Annotated in this window: 15 protein-coding genes; 10 read left to right on the top strand and 5 right to left on the bottom strand. The window is 41.3% G+C overall.

Going from position 1 to position 17,493, the window contains the following annotated elements; genetic code table 11:
• Position 1: 1 nt before the first annotated feature.
• Genes nagK through nagP form a run of 4 tightly spaced genes read left to right on the top strand, consistent with a single transcriptional unit; the run spans position 2 to position 4,367 of the window.
• Positions 2-913, top strand: a complete 912-nt coding sequence (gene nagK / locus N523_RS0103390) for an N-acetylglucosamine kinase (protein WP_016899125.1) — start codon at positions 2-4, stop codon at positions 911-913.
• On the top strand, positions 913-1,911 hold the full coding sequence (nagB-II, locus tag N523_RS0103385) for a glucosamine-6-phosphate deaminase NagB-II (protein WP_028834294.1): 999 nt from the start codon (positions 913-915) through the stop codon (positions 1,909-1,911). Before nagK ends, nagB-II begins: the two co-directional genes overlap by 1 nt.
• Complete coding sequence (gene nagA, locus N523_RS0103380; RefSeq protein WP_028834293.1) at positions 1,912-3,039, top strand: N-acetylglucosamine-6-phosphate deacetylase; 1,128 nt, start codon at positions 1,912-1,914, stop codon at positions 3,037-3,039.
• A 32-nt stretch (positions 3,040-3,071) separates the two neighbouring features.
• Complete coding sequence (gene nagP / locus N523_RS0103375; RefSeq protein ID WP_024602609.1) at positions 3,072-4,367, top strand: N-acetylglucosamine MFS transporter NagP; 1,296 nt, start codon at positions 3,072-3,074, stop codon at positions 4,365-4,367.
• Between the two features lie 55 nt (positions 4,368-4,422).
• Here the strand turns inward: nagP and N523_RS0103370 are convergent, their stop codons facing one another.
• On the bottom strand, positions 4,423-5,922 hold the full coding sequence (locus tag N523_RS0103370; protein ID WP_016899129.1) for a phospholipase effector Tle1 domain-containing protein: 1,500 nt from the start codon (positions 5,920-5,922) through the stop codon (positions 4,423-4,425).
• A 94-nt stretch (positions 5,923-6,016) separates the two neighbouring features.
• Positions 6,017-7,321 carry an NAD(P)/FAD-dependent oxidoreductase gene (locus tag N523_RS0103365; RefSeq protein WP_028834292.1) on the bottom strand — a complete coding sequence of 435 codons (1,305 nt, stop codon included), beginning with the start codon at positions 7,319-7,321 and terminating at the stop codon, positions 6,017-6,019.
• Positions 7,322-7,555: 234 nt separating this feature from the next.
• Here N523_RS0103365 and N523_RS0103360 point away from each other — a divergent pair, with 234 nt between their 5' ends.
• The 4 genes from N523_RS0103360 (at position 7,556) to N523_RS0103345 (ending at position 11,563) form a co-directional block, all read left to right on the top strand.
• Positions 7,556-9,496, top strand: coding sequence for a RecQ family ATP-dependent DNA helicase (locus N523_RS0103360; RefSeq protein WP_028834291.1), 1,941 nt, complete (start codon positions 7,556-7,558; stop codon positions 9,494-9,496).
• Between the two features lie 107 nt (positions 9,497-9,603).
• Positions 9,604-10,677: a porin gene (locus N523_RS0103355; protein WP_028834290.1), complete on the top strand. Its 1,074-nt coding sequence runs from the start codon at positions 9,604-9,606 to the stop codon at positions 10,675-10,677.
• Between the two features lie 11 nt (positions 10,678-10,688).
• Positions 10,689-11,096 carry a substrate-binding domain-containing protein gene (locus N523_RS0103350; RefSeq protein WP_013462898.1) on the top strand — a complete coding sequence of 136 codons (408 nt, stop codon included), beginning with the start codon at positions 10,689-10,691 and terminating at the stop codon, positions 11,094-11,096.
• A gap of 149 nt (positions 11,097-11,245) precedes the next feature.
• Positions 11,246-11,563 carry a YkgJ family cysteine cluster protein gene (locus tag N523_RS0103345; protein ID WP_051440304.1) on the top strand — a complete coding sequence of 106 codons (318 nt, stop codon included), beginning with the start codon at positions 11,246-11,248 and terminating at the stop codon, positions 11,561-11,563.
• A 16-nt stretch (positions 11,564-11,579) separates the two neighbouring features.
• Here the strand turns inward: N523_RS0103345 and N523_RS0103340 are convergent, their stop codons facing one another.
• Genes N523_RS0103340 through N523_RS0103330 form a run of 3 tightly spaced genes read right to left on the bottom strand, consistent with a single transcriptional unit; the run spans position 11,580 to position 15,066 of the window.
• Positions 11,580-12,944, bottom strand: a complete 1,365-nt coding sequence (locus N523_RS0103340) for a TrkH family potassium uptake protein (RefSeq protein ID WP_028834288.1) — start codon at positions 12,942-12,944, stop codon at positions 11,580-11,582.
• Positions 12,945-12,946: 2 nt separating this feature from the next.
• A complete protein-coding gene (locus N523_RS0103335) occupies positions 12,947-13,600 on the bottom strand; it encodes a potassium channel family protein (protein WP_016899132.1) in 654 nt (217 codons plus the stop codon).
• 11 nt (positions 13,601-13,611) lie between these two features.
• Positions 13,612-15,066 carry a TrkH family potassium uptake protein gene (locus N523_RS0103330; RefSeq protein ID WP_028834287.1) on the bottom strand — a complete coding sequence of 485 codons (1,455 nt, stop codon included), beginning with the start codon at positions 15,064-15,066 and terminating at the stop codon, positions 13,612-13,614.
• A gap of 205 nt (positions 15,067-15,271) precedes the next feature.
• On the opposite strand from N523_RS0103330, the gene N523_RS0103325 reads away from it, so the two are divergent.
• Complete coding sequence (locus tag N523_RS0103325) at positions 15,272-16,597, top strand: DUF4118 domain-containing protein (protein ID WP_028834286.1); 1,326 nt, start codon at positions 15,272-15,274, stop codon at positions 16,595-16,597.
• Positions 16,590-17,258, top strand: coding sequence for a response regulator (locus N523_RS0103320; protein ID WP_024602614.1), 669 nt, complete (start codon positions 16,590-16,592; stop codon positions 17,256-17,258). The genes N523_RS0103325 and N523_RS0103320 overlap by 8 nt, the downstream gene beginning before the upstream one ends.
• The last annotated feature ends 235 nt before the right edge of the window (positions 17,259-17,493 follow it).

Genomic DNA, 17,493 nt, shown 5'->3' with positions numbered 1-17,493 from the left:
AATGATCACCAACAATATTAATAACAATGAACTCTTTGTGGGGATCGATGGCGGTGGCACTAAATGTAAAGCAATTATCGTCAATAGCTGTAATGAAATAGTAGGCACCGGTGTGGCAGGCCCTGGTAACCCGTTACATGGATTTAGCCAAGCAACGCATTCCATTGAGCAATCAGCGCGTTTAGCCTTGCAAGATGCAGGACTCAAAGAGACGCCTTTATCTGCATTAATCGCAGGGGTTGGCCTGGCGGGAGTTAACTTACCAAGTTTGCATAATCAAATGACCCAGTGGCAACACCCATTTAAAACTATGCATTTAACGACTGATTTACTCATTGCTTGTATGGGCGCTCATCAAGGTAGTGATGGCGCAGTGATGATTGCAGGTACTGGCTCGTGTGGATTTTCATACGTTAATGGTCAATCGTTTATGATTGGTGGTCATGGTTTCCCGCATGGCGATAAAGGCAGCGGTGCATGGATAGGCTTTACTGCTTGTCAGCAGGTGTTGTTAAGCCTAGACAAGTTAATCCCAAGTGGTGCGCTTACTAATTTGATTATGAAGTATTTAGAAGTGCGTGATGCAATGCAACTAGTTGAAGTGATTGCGAATAAACCAGCCGCCTTTTTTGCGCAACTTGCAGGTTGTGTTTTTCAATCAGCACAAGCAAACGATGCCATTGCGATTGCCATTTTAAAAGAAGGTGGCGCGTACTTAAGCGATATTGCACGTCAACTATTAGATAAAAACCCACCAAGGCTTTCGTTTATCGGTGGCTTATCAGCCGTGATGACAACATGGTTAGATCCAGACATTCAAGCTATTTTATCAGCCCCATTATCGTCACCAGAAATGGGGTCTGTACTTTACGCTAAACAACAGCACGTTAATTACAGCAGCCAGGAGTTATGATGTTTAACACCCTAATGGAAAAAGAAGCGGCGCAAACGCCAAATGTTATTGAAAAGCAAATTATTGCCAACCAACCTTTAGTGGAAAAAATTGGTCATAAGCTTCGCGATATGGCCCCTAAGGTGGTGATGATGATTGGTCGCGGTTCATCAGATCATGCTGGCGTTTTTGGTAAATACTTAATTGAAATTGAAGCCGGTGTACCGGTCAGTTCAGCAGCGCCATCAGTGGCGAGTGTATATGGTAAAACATTAAAGCTTGAAGGCGCTGTGGTGATTGTAATTTCTCAATCAGGACGCAGCCCAGATATTCTCGCTCAAGCAAAAATGGCGAAAGAAGCGGGCGCTTATTGTATTGCACTGGTTAACGATGAAGCGTCACCATTGCAAGACATAGTGGATGATTTTGTACCCCTTAAAGCCGGTGATGAAATTTCGGTGGCGGCAACAAAAAGTTACCTAGCAACGTTATCAGCCCTGGTGCATATTGTTGCTAATTGGACGCAAAATGAGTCATTATTACAAGGGCTTAAAGAGCTGCCTAGCGCGCTTGATGCAATGATAGACTCGCCAACTCAGTTACAACCTACTGAGTTTGCAAACATTAAGAATATGGTGGTATTAGCCCGTGGTTTAGGGTTTTCTATCTCAAAAGAAATGGCACTTAAGCTTAAAGAAGTGTGTGCTATTCATGCTGAGTCATTCAGTAGTGCAGAATTTTTACATGGTCCGGTAACCTTAGTTGAGCAAGGGTTAGTGATTTTAGATTGCTCGGTTGATGATGAAACTAAAGACTCACATCAGCAGCAAATTGCTGAGGTTAAAAAACGCGGTGCACACGTGATTAGCCTTAATCAAAACGGTATTAACGTACACCCTCGATTAGCGCCATTTTTAGTATTGCAGCGTTTTTATCTTGATGTGGCAAAAGTAGCGTTAAGCCGTGGTTTTAATCCTGATGAGCCTAAGGGGCTTAAAAAAGTAACAAGGACATTATAAATGTCAGTAAAACGTATTCATGTAGCAGAACTGTTTGATGGCGAGCAATTTGTTAACGACAAAGTGTTGAGCATTGATGCGGGTATTATTACGGCAATAGATGATAACGTGCAACAGGCAGATGAGCATCTAACGGGGTTAGTTGCGCCAGGCTTTATTGACGTGCAAGTAAATGGTGGCGGTGGTGTATTGTTTAATCGTACTAGCAGTGTTGCTGGGGTTAAACAAATGCTGCTGGCACATGCCAAGTATGGCACAACTGCCATGTTGCCGACTTTAATTACTGACACGGTTGAAGTGATGCACCAAGCAGCCGATGTCATTGCTGATGCTATTGCTTTGCAGACTCCCGGTATTATTGGTATTCACTTTGAGGGCCCGCACTTATCTGTTGCAAAAAAAGGCGCTCATAGTGCTGATTATATTCGCCCTATTTCTGAACAAGAATGGCAGGTATTATCTCGCCAAGATTTAGGTAAAGTGGTGGTAACAGTTGCACCTGAAAATGTTCTGCCAAGTGATATCGCTAAAATGCGTGAGGTAGGCATACACGTTTGTTTAGGTCATACCAATGCAAGCTTTGCTCAAGCTCAGCGCGCGGTTGATGCTGGCGCAACCGGATTTACGCATTTATATAATGCTATGTCGCCATTACAGGGGCGAGAGCCAGGTGTTGTAGGCTGTGCATTATTAAACGATGACACCTATTGCGGCCTAATTGTTGATGGGCATCATGTTGATTACGCTGCATGTCAGCTTGCGTTAAAAGCAAAGCCAATGGGTCGTGTTTTTTTAGTCACTGATGCGATGCCACCAGTGGGTACGAATGACACCGAATTTGCTTTTTTTGACCGTACCGTCACCTTAGATAATGGTAAGCTCACCTCTACCACGGGTGAACTGGCAGGATCTGCGCTTGATATGGCAACCGCAGTAAGAAATACAGTAACCCATTTAAAGCAGCCATTAGCGCAAGCGCTTAATATGGCAAGTTTATATCCTGCTCAGTATTTACAGTTGCCCGCCACACACGGGCGATTAATACCGGGCAGTCCAGCAGATTTTGTACAATTAAACACACAACAACAAGTCATTAGCACGTGGATTGGCGGCGCTCAGGTTTGTTAACAACATAATAAATATAAATAAAGGAAAATAACATGACAACCAATGTTATGGATACGTCCAAAAATAGTAGCGTGGTCCCTATGGCCATTGTTGCGGTATTATTTTTTATACTGGGCTTTGCTACTTGGCTAAATGGCTCATTAATGCCGTATTTAAGTCAGATTTTACAGTTAACTCCGTTTCAAGGGTCGTTAATTTTATTTTCCTTTTATATTGCCGTCACCTTTACTGCGCTTCCCTCGGCCGTGTTAATTAAAAAAGTTGGCTATAAGAACGGGATGGCGCTTGGCATGGGGTGTATGATGTTAGCGGGTTTACTGTTCATTCCTGCTGCTATGTCACAGTTTTTTCCTCTGTTTTTATTAGCCCAGTTGGTGATGGGGGCAGGTCAAACTCTATTACAAACTGCGGTTAACCCGTACGTAGTGCGTTTAGGGCCAGAAGAGTCGGCTGCTGTGCGTATTAGTATTATGGGTATTTTAAATAAAGGCGCAGGGGTTATTTCTCCGATGGTATTTACCGCCTTAATTTTAAGCAACTTTACCGGTACGGTAGGCACAGAGCTTAGCCAAGAGCAAGTTGATGATATGGCCAACGGCCTTATTTTACCTTACTTAGGCATGGCCATATTTATTGGTTTATTAGCTTTTGCGGTTAAAAAGTCGCCGCTACCTGAACTTATTAATGATGAAGTTGAAGCAATAAACGATAAGGGTGAAATTCGTGAAACACTCTCTCATCCAAACTTAGTGTTAGGCGCTATTGCGATATTCTTGTACGTGGCGGTTGAGGTTATTGCAGGCGATACCATCGGTACTTTTGCACTATCGCTGGGAGTCGAAAAATATGGGGTAATGACCTCATACACTATGATGTTTATGGTGTTTGGTTATATTTTAGGTATTTTACTTATCCCTAAATTTATTTCTCAGCAGAGCGCTTTAACCGCATCGGCTGTATTAGGGATTGTTATTACATTATGTATTTTACTGCTCGATGCACAGTCGTTTGTTATTGCCAATGCGCTATTGGTGCCTTTAGGCGGCGCTAATTTGCCTGATGTTTTACTGCTGATTGCCTTTTTAGGCTTAGCAAATGCCATTGTTTGGCCTGCGGTGTTCCCACTAGCATTATCAGGATTGGGTAAACTTACTAGTACTGGTTCTGCGCTTTTAATCATGGGGATTGCCGGAGGTGCATTTGGTCCCGTTTTATGGGGGCTACTGAGTGGATTTACCTCGTTACAAACAGGCTACTCGGTGTTGTTACCTTGTTATCTATTCATATTATTTTATGCCGTGAAAGGCCATAAAATGAAAAAGCAATAACCTCCACCAGCTATCCCTAGCTCAGTGCACTTTGCAGTATAAAGTGCACTGATTATCAGCTTAATCGCGTTACTTTAAGTTTTATCCTACCGGCATTCGCACCATAAAAACGACTTAAATCATTAGCAAAAGGGCAAAACTCTCCCGATTTTTTAATGGTTATTTCAACGCCTTCAGCAATTTCAAAGGCATGTTCATCGCTTTGACCAATCGTGCCGATTAAACTAAACCACTGCGCTGTAGCTAAACGTCTAAATGGCTCAAGTAATGCCATGGGGATTTCTTTAACGCCGAGTTGCACGTTATCGCGATGCCACCCAGAAGGAGAGCACTTTATACCATCGTCATACCAATATTGATTAGGATAAGGTGTAAAACGGTAGGTCGCACCTTGGGCAAGCATTAAGCCGGTGGCGTTGTAGGCTTCACTGGCATATACCATCACATCTTGGCTTTGGTTTATGCTAAGTAAACTCATATTTTGGTTGGCTAGCATTATATGGGCACTGAGTCCCATAAAGTTTAACGTGCTGTCGTCGCTGTAAATCATTTTATAATGTAAGTTTTTTAACGATTCGGGGCGATAGCTGGTTAGTTTATTAATTCGCTGTGCAACACTGTGATGTATTAATGGGGCGACGTGGCTGATTTCATCGTCAATTAATACACAGCACTGCCTATCAACAAGTTTAAAAAATGGGTTTAGCCAAAAGTAATTTTGCTGATGACTTAACGCCAGTGGATCGGGAATAACAGTCACATCGTCTTGGGCAACCAAGTTACTCTCAGGTAAAAGGTTTTCGTAATCGATGTCATGACTGGTTAGCAATGAAACTGACAGTGGCTGAGCAATGAGCCACTCAAGTGCATAACGCAAGCAAATATCGGCAAGTCCATCGCGATAGTAGCCGCCTCCCACATCAGAATGGGCTCCTGCAAACCACAGCTCGGTAATGTTAGCTTGCTGGTTCATTAACGTCGGTTCAAAGGCGCGACGTTTTTCATCAAGCGCTACACAGTGCAGCGCCTCAGAGACATTACTGGCAATGGTGTGATTTTCAAAAATAACATGCTCTGCACCCCAAGTGGCTTTACTCACCTTTGACATGCCAATTGAGGCCACTGTATCAAACACACATAAATACACCTTTTCATGTATGAGTGGCTCTAAGCACTTTGCAAATCGCCGCGCTAATGCAGCGCCTCTGCTAAAGCCGGTAAGTAGGAGGGTATCGCCGCTTTGGTAATGCTGTTTAAAATCATTAATAGCTTGATTTAAAATGCTGGCTACATCGTCTGAACGTGGGGCGAGTGCCTGATTTAAAATTCGTTTTAAACGACTGCCTTTAGTGCCTATGCCTTGGTAATAAAAACTTAACTGTTTGGAAAATGGGGTGGTGGGAGAATCATCAAGTTTACCACCGAGCAATAAGTGTAGTTTTAAAATATTAGAAATACTGGCGTCTTCTTTAAAATGCTCTGTACTAAACTGATCTGCGTCTCGGGGTTCACTGCCGGTACCATCAAAATTAAAAATAAGCGTTTTATCCGACATAGCCTGTTTCCTTAAAATTTTTGTGTACTTTATATAGCTAATATTAAAAATTAAAGACAGTGGTAACTTAAATTACCACTGTCTTTAATTTTGGCTAGTGCAGCTTCATTTTAGGACGCACAACACGCAGCACTTTTTCGCTGATCCACAAAGCAAAGGTTTTGGCACTGCCATGAATAGCGCGCTGATGCATTCTATATAATGAAATATACATAAAGCGGGCAATTTTACCTTCAATAAAAAAGCTATTACTGGTTAGGTTACCCATTAAGCTGCCTACTGTGCTGTAGCGCGATAAATTAACCAGTGAGCCATGGTCGTTATACTCGAATTTTTTAAGGGGCTGCTCACGTAATGTGGCGATTAAGTTTTTTTCAACGCATTGTGCCATTTGATGTGCCGATTGTGCGCGTGGCGGCACTTGCGTACCATCATCTTGCGTAAACGCGCAGCAATCACCGAGCACATATATTTGTGGGTCAAGGTTGCTTTGTAAGTACTCGTTTACTTTTATTTGGTTATTACGAGTCAGCTCAAAAATACCCAGCTCTTTAATAAAGTCAGGTGCTTTTACGCCCGCCGCCCACACCATAATATCCGCATTTATTTGCTCATCATCATTGGTGATAAAGCCATGTTCGGTTGCTTGTTTAACTTGGGTATTTTCCCGAACGGTGACGCCTAATCTTAATAACTCACGCTTGGCCGAACTGGCAATTCGCTCAGACAGCGCCGGAAGAATCCTGGGGCCCGCTTCAATCAGGTGAATATGTAAACGCTTAGCCGACATATTGGTTAAACCGTATATTTTTAGTAAATCAGAAACATGATACAGCTCAGCCGAGAGCTCAACCCCAGTTGCTCCACCGCCAACAATGGCGATGTTTAATGAGTGTAATGGGTCATCGTCTTGATGAAGGCGAGTAAAGTTATCCAGCAGCGCGTGTTGAAAGCGCTCTGCTTGTTGATTTGAATCTAGGTAAAAACAATGCTCTTTAATGCCTGGCGTATTAAAGTCGTTACTCACACTGCCAATAGCAATAACTAAATGATCATAGTGAACGGTGCGTTTAGGTAAAATTTGATGCCCTAACTCGTCATATAGAGGGCTTAAGGTAATGGTTTTATTGTTGTTATCGAGGTTGCAAAAGGTACCAAGTTGAAAGTTATAGTGGTGTTTGGCAGCATGCGCGGAGTAAACAACCCCATCTAAATCGGCATCAATAGAGCCAGTTGCAACCTCGTGCAATAACGGTTTCCATATATGAGTGCGATTTTTATCGATGAGTAATATATCTGCGTGTTTTTTCTTTCCTAATTTGTGCCCTAATTGAGTTGCTAGCTCCAGCCCACCAGCGCCACCGCCGATGATGACGATTTTTGGTATGGTTATATCCATGACTATGCCCTTAAAAATAATATACCGAAGCAATTTCTGTACGTTGATTTTTAAAATGACTTGGGTATCAAAAAATTATTTTGGCAAAGCACGTTTTTATGGGGCTATAGTGTGCGCCTAATTAAAGGATATGTCAGCAATAAATCACGTCATTTGATGTATACTGATATGCAAATATTTCATCTACTGCGCATTTACAGCATTTATGGGCACCGACATAAAAAGGACGCTTTTATGAGTACCTCGCTAGTTCAGTCTCTTGAGCAACATTTTGGTTTTAATCAGTTTAGAGCAGGGCAACAACAAACCATAGAGCAGCTGCTAAATGGCCAATCATCACTGGCAATATTTCCTACAGGATCGGGTAAGTCGTTGTGCTATCAACTCACCGCGTTACATTTACCGCATTTAACGCTGGTGGTATCGCCGTTATTGGCCTTGATGAAAGATCAAATTAGCTTTTTAAATAGCAAAGGCATCTATGCCGCCAGCCTCGACTCAAGCCAAGACCAAATGCAAAGTAGCACTGTAATGAACGACGTACGAAGTGGTAAAGTTAAAGTGTTAATGGTGTCGGTTGAGCGCTTTAAAAACGAACGCTTTAGGGAGTTTATAAGCCAAGTGGCGCTTTCTATGTTGGTTGTTGACGAAGCGCATTGTATATCTGAATGGGGGCATAACTTTAGACCCGATTACTTAAAACTACCTCGTTATCGTGAAGAGCTAAATATTCCGTTAGTGCTACTATTAACCGCTACCGCCACTAAAAAAGTAAAACGCGATATGGCCGAGCGCTTTGCTATTGAGCCACAATGTATTGTGCAAACGGGGTTTTATCGCGCTAATTTAGATTTAAATGTGCTGAGTGTTAAAACGGCGGATAAAAACAATGAGCTTACTAAAATTGTCCGTGCGCAAACCGGCCCCGGTATTGTGTATGTCACGCTGCAGCAAAGTGCTGAGCAAGTGGCCAATATGTTAAGCGCGCAGGGCCTGCAAGCGGTGGCGTATCATGCAGGGCTTGAAGACACCCTACGCGGGCAAATTCAAGACGATTTTATGGCAGGCAAAATAAATGTAGTGGTTGCTACCATTGCCTTTGGTATGGGGGTTGATAAATCAGACATACGCTTTGTAATTCACTACGATTTACCTAAATCAATAGAAAACTACAGCCAAGAAATTGGCCGCGCAGGGCGTGACGGCAACCCATCAAATTGTTATACCCTGGCTAATTTAGATGGCTTAAATACAGTAGAAAACTTTATTTACGGCGATACTCCAGAGCTCAGCGGTATTGAATATGTTATTAACGATATTCGCCAAGCTCAACAGCAATGGGAAATGCAAGAATATAGCCTTTCAAGCGAGAGTAATATTCGCCAACTTGCCCTTAAAACCTTGCTGGTACAGCTTGAAATGCAAGGCGCAATAACCCCGCAGTATGCTTATTATGCCGATTTTAAGTATAAATTTTTGGTTGATAAAAATGAGTTACTTAGCCAGTTTGATGAGCAGCGCCAAGCTTTTTTAACACAAATATTTAGTCATACCGACTTTAAAAAAATATGGGGCACACTTAATTTTGACTCCCTAACGCAAGCCGCGCAGGTTGACCGTAAACGTGTGGTAGCCGCGCTTGACTATTTGGCTGAAAAAAACCTTATCACCCTTGAAACCAAACGTATTACTCACGTGTACAAAGTGCATAGCGAGGTGATTAATAATCCTGCACTTGCCCAGCAGTTACACGATTATTTTACTGATAAAGAGCAAGCGGAAATAAAACGGATTGCTGCTTTAGTACGCTTTTTTGAGCTGCAATCTTGCTTAAGCTATAACTTAGCCCGTTACTTTGATGATGCGAATGCGCCACAGCAGTGTGGACATTGCTCGGTGTGTCGTGGGCATTCAGTTAAGCTTGAATATTCAATTCCCCCTGCAACGATTGATACAGCGCTTATTTATCAAAAGGTCGATGAGTTTTTAGCGCACATGGCAACTAAAGGTGTACACAATGTAGGTATTGAAACCCAATGCCGGTTTTTAGCGGGAATGAGCGTGCCACTGTTTGCGCGTAATAAAGTACGTCAACTAAGTGGTTTTGCACTGTGCGAGCAACAGCGCTACAGCGAAATTAAAGGGACATTGCTATCAAGGTCGATGGCTAAATAATATTAGAAATCAGTATAAAAATAAAAGAGTGTTAATTTTTTGTTTCTTTTTCTTGCTTTACTATACTCAATTTGGCTATGACAGCCATTATAATAATGAGGTGATCAATGAAACTGCAAAAAATTATACTATTGGGAGCATTTATATCAGCAAGTAGTTATGCTGAAATTAATATTTCGGGTTTTGCAAGTATTAATGCAGGTAAGGTACTGAGCGGTACAGGTGTCCCGCAATATGGCGTTGAACCAACATTTCTTGCGGACTATCCAAATGTTAGTGCATACACTGAAGATTTATCCTTTTCGCCAGAGTCTTTGATTGGATTACAGGTATCAGGCGATTTGGGTGAAGGTCTTTCTGTAACAGGTCAGCTAGTTGCCAGAGGAGTCAACGACTTTGAGGCAAACTTTGAATGGGCTTATATTTCTTACGATATTAATGATAATTGGACTATTCAAGCAGGTAAGAAGCGTTTACCACTATTTTACTACTCAGACTTTTTCGATGTAGGTTATGCATATGTATGGATGCGAGCCCCTGCAGATAACTATACATGGCAAGTATTTAACTACGAGGGCGTTAATTTACTCTACTCAGGTTCTATAGGTGACTGGGGAGTGTCTGCGAATATTTATACTGGTAAAGAGGACGATGACGATAACAAGCTATTATCAGACTTCTTCTTTCAAGAGCCAACAAGAGAAATTTGGGAAGATATGTTAGGCGGCGTACTGTTACTAAATCGTGACTGGCTCGAACTAAGAGTGACCCACATGCAATACACCAACAAGCGTTTTCGTGCGGGTGAACCGGTTTTGTGGGACGGCAAAGATAGCAGAGATGGTAAATTTTATGGTTTAGCTGCAAATCTTGATTTTGGTGATTTTTTCGTTTTAAGTGAGCTTAACCGTTTAGACTTAGATGGTAATCTCGACACTTATATGATCAGTGCGGGCTATCGTTTTGATTCAATTACACCTTATGTCATGTTTTCAGACTTCGAACAAGAAGGTGATGGTGATACAGAGCAGCATAATACATTTGCTGTTGGTGTGAGGTGGGACTTTCATCCGTCAGCTGCATTTAAAGTGCAATACGATAGAGTCAAAGATGACTCGTTTGATTTAGCTGTGGCCGGTGATAGTAAAGCTATCACGCTTGGTGTCGATGTTGTATTTTAAGGAGAAGTAAAATGAAAAAATTAATATTAAGTGTAATATTCCTGTTTACGAACTTCGCCTATGCAGATTTTGCTATTATCGTGCATCCTTCAAATGAAAGTAGCTTTGATGAGTCTGTTATCAGCCGAATTTATACAGGAAAAGAAAAGTCATTTAGCAATGGCAATAAGATCATTCCAATATCTCAAGAACCAAGTAGTGCTGCAACCGAGCAATTTAATAGTAAATTACTTAATAAAACGTCTTCTCAGTTAAAAGCATATTGGTCAAAACTAATTTTCACAGGAAAGGGCACACCACCTAAAGAGTTAGAAAATGACAGTGAAGTAATCAAAATGGTCGCAGCTAACCCTGACACCATTGGCTTTGTCTCTTCATCAGCTGTATCGGATAACGTTAAAGTGGTTTTCAATTTTTAATCTTAAATAAGCGTGCAGGTTAATCAGCACGCTTTTTTAGTGATTAGTTAATTACAATATAACGATGTTTAATATCTGACGTTATTTTACTGTCACCCTTGCCTCGCTCGTGTATCCTATAGCTTGTATATCATTTATCAAAAGTCTGTATGCCAAACTCAATCATTGCTGTTGAAAATATCAATACCCAACCAGTCACTTGCGCTAACTGCCAAGCGTGTTGCTGCCAATTAGAAGTGCGTATTGTCACTGATACCGGTGTTCCTTTTCGATATATTGATTACGACAAATGGGGCAGTGAGGTTATGAAGCGCGGCGACGATGGCTGGTGTGAAGCACTCGATCGTAACACGCTAATGTGCTCTATTTACGAAAATCGCCCATTAACGTGTCGAGAATTTGAAATGGCATCGGGTGAGTGTATTACTGAGCGGGAGCTAGCGGGTATTAAAACGCGGGCTGATTAACCCGCGTGAATGTTTGTTAGCCAATAGAGAGTTGCGCGCTTGGGTATCTTAGCTTTTTAGTGCGTGGACTTGCTAAAAAATAGGCGATAGTGAGCGGACCTATTCTGCCCATGAACATTAAAAACATAATAATAAACTCTCCCAGTGGTGATAGCGAGGATGTTAAACCACGTGAAAGCCCTACCGTCCCCAGTGCAGATACCGCTTCAAAAGCAACATCTAAAAAAGGCGCATCTTCGACGACCAGTAAGGTAAAAATAGCTAACCAAGTGACTCCTGCTGAAATAATGGTTAAAGCTAATGCTTTATACACAGATTCTTTGTCTATTTCTCGGCGTAATACAGTGACGCCTTTGTCACGTCTTAGGTAGCTATAGGTTGCTAAAATTAAAACGATAAACGTAACGACTTTAATGCCACTTGCGGTACTTAAAGAGCCGCCACCAATAAACATAAGCATCATAGTTAAAGCGGTGCTGGCATTTTTTAATTCTTCAATAGCAATGGTATTGAATCCCGCAGTACGGGGAGTGACAGCTTGAAACCAAGCAGCTAACCATTTACCTACTTCAGACAGTGGTTGCAGTGTTTTTGGATTATCGTATTCAATCGCGTAAATAAGCAATAATGCAATAACGTTAATAATAACTGTGCTGATCAACATTAATTTACTGTAGGGACTGAGCTTTGCCCAACGCTTTGATTTATATAAATCCATTAATACGGTAAAGCCAAGGCCACCAATAATAAACAAACCGGTAATAGTTAAATTCACAACGGGGTCTTCAACATACTGCATTAAGCTGTTAGGACTCAATGCAAACCCTGCATTGTTGAAAGCGCTAATGGTATAAAAAAGAGCATAAAAAAAGCTTTTCTGTAAACCCATTTCAGGTAGCCAATACAGCGTTAAAATAACAACGCCTATAGATTCTACGATTAGTGCAAACAGCAAAACAGACTTAGCGGTATTGACCAACGTAGATGTATCTGTTTGATTAAAAGCAGCTTTGGTGACTGTTTTTTGAATAAAGCCAACTTTATTACCCAGTGCCATTAAAGTTACAACCGCAAAGGTCATTAACCCCAGACCACCCAGTTGAATTAATAACGCAATAACGCCTTGTCCAAAAGGGGTAAACACTGAACCGGTATCCACTACAACCAGTCCAGTTACAGTCACCGCAGAGGTTGCCGTAAACGCACTTTGTATCCATGAAATAGGCTCATAGGTTGCAAAAGGCAGTTTTAATGCCAATGCTCCTAGCGTTATTAATATTAAAAAACTGCAACATAAAATAAGAGGCGGAGCCGCATTGATTTTTTTATGCCCACTGACTTTGCGCTCAATAGGCGTTTTGAGAGGGTGCCATAAAACCATGATTATAAGAGCCTTGGAGCTAGATAGTTTAATTCGACTCGGCTACCTGATAGCAGTAAGGTGTCGTGGGTATGTAACTCAAAGTCGTCATCAAGTTTGACAAACGTTTGCTTGGCGCGCTTTACCAATAGAGGGTCTACAGTGCCTTTTATTTCTCTGAGTAGATGCCCTAGTTTTGTTTTATGTAGGTGAGCTTTTATACTTACTTCAACAACGTATAAGCCATTGCCTAATGAAATATAGTCGTTCACTATCGGGTAATTAAGCGCTTGTGCAACGCGCACCCCCATTTCTTCCTCAGGGTGAATAATGCGTGTTACACCTAATTTAGAGATAATAGTGTGATGGGCTTTAGTACTCGCTTTTACCCATATTTGCTCAACAGCTAAGTTTTTTAATGCAAGCGTGCACAGAATGCTCGATTGCATATCTTCCCCAATCGCCACTAAAACAGCCTGACTACTCGCTAAATCAAGCTCTTTAAGTGCGGCTTCATCGGTGGAGTCGCAAACGACGGTTTCAGATAAATGCTCAACATACTTTTCGGCGAGTTTTGGGTTACTATCTACGCCAGTCACTGTGTGTCCTAAATGAATTAACTCAAGACTTGCTGCAATGCCGAAGCGACCTAAACCAATCACTGTAAAATGTGCCATATTATTCCTCGTTATTTTTTCCAAAAGCTATGAGTAAAAAGTGCAAAAACAGTAAAATATTCTAACCGGCCTACGATCATAGCGACCGAGAGTATCCAAATACCGGTATCTGAAACGGGTTGAAAGTTAGCGCCAACTTCACCAAACCCAGGGCCAAGTACATTGACGCAAGCAGCTACCGCAGTAAATGCACTCCAAAAATCAAGACCCGTTGCCATAAGTAACATTGTAAACAGTAAGCTTGTACCAACAGCAAAGGTCATAAATGCCATAATTGCATGGCGTACATCTTCTTTAACGGGCGAACCTTGATATTTAAGTGTAAATATCGCTCTTGGATGAAGTAGCTGTTTAATATTGTTATTAATCATTCTGCCAACAATAATGTTACGAATTATTTTATTTCCGCCAGCGGTTGAACCTGCGCAACCACCAAGATAGCCAGCAATAACCAGTAAAAACCCAGCCTCAGCTGGCCAGTCAGTAAAGCCTGCTGCGCCATAACCGGTGCTGGTAATAAAAGAAATAATATGAAATGTGGAGAAACTAAATGCTTCAAGTACATTTGAGTAGCTGTCTTTAAGCAGCAACATGGTGGTTAAAAGAACTGATAAAAACACGACGATATAAATAAAATAACGTGTTTCTTCATCGTGATAATAACTAGTAATGGCTCTTTTGTGCGCCACTTTGAAGTGCAAGGCAAAGTTAATCGCACCTGCAAGCATAAAGACATTAGCTATCCACAGCAGTAAATGGCTGCGGTAATACCACATACTGGCATCATGCGTTGAAAACCCCCCAGTTGAAACTGTGGTAAAGGCATGTGCAATCGCATCGTATAAACTCATTCCACCAGCGTAATAGGCTAAAATACAAAGTAGCGTGATTGCAAAGTAAACACCCCATAAATAATGCGCGGTACTGGCAACGCGCGGAGTTAATTTTTCGTCTTTAATGGGGCCTGGGGTTTCTGCTTTTAATAATTTCATGCCACCAATATTCAGCATAGGTAAAATAGCCACTACAAAAATTACTATGCCTAAACCGCCCATCCATTGTAAAAATTGTCGATACAATAAAAAGCTAGCAGGCATGTTATCGAGCCCTGATAGCACGGTTGCACCAGTAGTAGTTAAGGCGCTAATTGACTCAAATACTGCATCGCTAAAGTTAACGCCAGTGACAACCAAAATGGGAATAGCGCCTAACACACCGGCTATAATCCACGTTACTGTGGCGTAAATGAGTGCATCTCTGAATGTTGCGCCGGTATAATCTGTTTTACGTAAATTGATAAGTAGCGCTAAAGCGACTGAGATCATCGTTGCGCCAGAAATAAGAAACGCACTAATAACGCGATCTTTAAAAATAAATAATGAAAGCGCTGCGAATACTAGTTGCACCACTCCCATCCAAATAATAGGAAAGGCGAGTAGTCTTAAGGTGATTTTCCAATTTATCATCAATACGCCTTATCAAATACCTATTGCAGGTAACACGCAATCACTAAAGTTGAGTTGAATATACGGGATCAAATACTAAAGTCAGCGCTGCACTGCAAAGCTTTATAAAGATTTAACGAACGAGATAAAAAACTTTATAAAAACTTTATAGAGGCAATATCGAAAAGGCAGTAACCTAAGTGCTCAAATGTTAGAGGAATAATTAATGAATCAGGTCGAGGCCAAACCAAGGTGGTATAAAGCATTTTTTTTGGCGGTAATAATGCCATTAATTGTGGTTATGGCCATTTTCCCTGTACGTAATTGGTTTACTACAACCGATATTGTAATGCTTCAGTTATTGTGGGTGACTTTGGTTGCTGTACGTAGTAACCGTCGCCTTGCGATACTGACCACTTTAGTAAGTGTCGCATGTACAGATTGGTTTTTTGTTGCCCCTAATTTTACTTTTCATATTGAAAACATAGAATATTTAGTAACTTTTATTGTTATGCTAATTGTTGGTTTTGTGATCAGTCAATTGGCGGGGGAGCTCAGTACTAAAGTCAGAGATGTGCAATTACACGCAAGTAATAGCCGCACCTTGTATGAACTGGCCAAAGACCTAAATAGCCTAGATACGCTGGACGAACAAAAAAAGTACTTTGTACAGCGGATCGGTAAGCATTTAAATGCATCTTGCACATTTATGCCTGCAGCACCGCGAGGCAACAGTGAATTTATATTACTTAGTGAGGCTAACCCGAGCTGGGGCGGGTTTAATTTTACTAAACGGTTAACGCAAGGGCAAAAAGCTTTTGCTGATACCGCTATCTCGCTGCTTTATCAAGTACATGAAAAAACGTTATTACGCCAGCAGTCGGCTGCTATTTCGGTGCAAGCGGAATTAGAACGCGCTAAAAATGCACTTTTACGTAGTTTGTCACATGATTTACGCACACCATTGGCAACTATTATGGGCGCATCCAGCATGCTTGCAGATGATGAAATTACCCTCAGCGACAGCGTGATAAAAGAGCAAGCGAGTAATATTTATGAGCAAAGTAAAATACTTAATCAACACTTTGATAAAGTCATGGAGTTAAGCCGAGTTAATAAAATGGGTGAAAACCTATGTTGGCAAACAATAAACTTACAAGCATTACTCAGTGAAGCCAAAGCTCGCAGACAGCAGCAACTCACTCATTTTGTTATAGATACCAATATAGACGCTCAGTCAAAATGCATAGGGGATGTGACTTTATTAGAAATTGCGCTAGCTAATATGCTCGAAAATGCATGGCGTTATGGTGATGGGAAGGTGAGCGTTGAATTTACTCAAAGTAGCAATCAGCAAAAGGTATGTTATCAGTTACTTCTCACTAATAACGTGATCACTAAAGCGCAAACAAGTAGCGATGAAGGCGTTGGGCTGGGCAGTATTATTTGTGATGTGGTGGCTAAATTTCACCAAGGTACATTTACATTAACAATTAACAACGAGACACAGATGGCGTACGCAAAATTGATCTGGGAAAAAGACAATGACTAAAATCTTAATATTGGAAGACTCTCCCCCTTTACAAAGCTTTTTAAAAACCTTGTTGCAAGCCAGTGGTTACGAGCTAAGTATTTGTGATAAAGGCTTAGATGGTTTTGCACGTTTAAGTGAGCAAAGTTATGATCTTGTGTTATTAGACTTAGGCTTGTTAGATATGGACGGTCAAGACTGGCTGATTGAGTTTCGACAATGGAGTGCCTTACCTGTTTTGGTGCTGTCAGCGCGAGATGGCGAAGTTGAAAAGGTAACCGCGCTTGATAATGGAGCAAATGACTATATTACCAAACCGTTTAGCGCGAATGAGTTACTCGCCAGAATTCGGGTGTTATTGCGCACCCAAAGTCAGCCGAGTGTGGCGTTTACCTGTGGGAATATAAAAATAGATCCACAAAAGCACATAGTAACCACCTCGGGGAATGAGATAAAACTGACTAAAAAAGAGTACGCAATATTATTATTGCTGTTTCAAAATAAAGATAAAGTACTCACTCATAATGCAATTTTAAGCCATATTTGGGGAGCGCAGTACATAGATCGTCCTGAATATGTGCGGGTACATGTAGCGCAGCTCAGACAAAAACTAGAAGCTAACCCTGCTAGTCCAAAATACATATTAACTGAACCCGCTGTGGGTTATCGGTTGGTCGATTAAACAATAAGAACTTTACAGTCTGCTCTACAACTCAGCGAGTCTGATAAATTATATAAATAACGCTTTTGTTTCCAAGCGATACTCTATTTAACAACCTTGTCTGTTATATAGCGGGTATTTTAATACCCCGCTTCTGCATTAATTTCTACACAATTGATTTGCCTAGAAAGTTTTTATAGTCTAATTTTTAAGCTTAATACTTCAGATCCTCAGGATGTTGGCTTGCTTGTTTAAG

Source organism: Pseudoalteromonas sp. 23_GOM-1509m, assembly GCF_000518425.1.
Taxonomy (GTDB): domain Bacteria; phylum Pseudomonadota; class Gammaproteobacteria; order Enterobacterales; family Alteromonadaceae; genus Pseudoalteromonas; species Pseudoalteromonas tetraodonis.
Note: the sequence above shows the minus strand (reverse complement) of the source record. Positions and strands in the feature narration are given on the sequence as shown.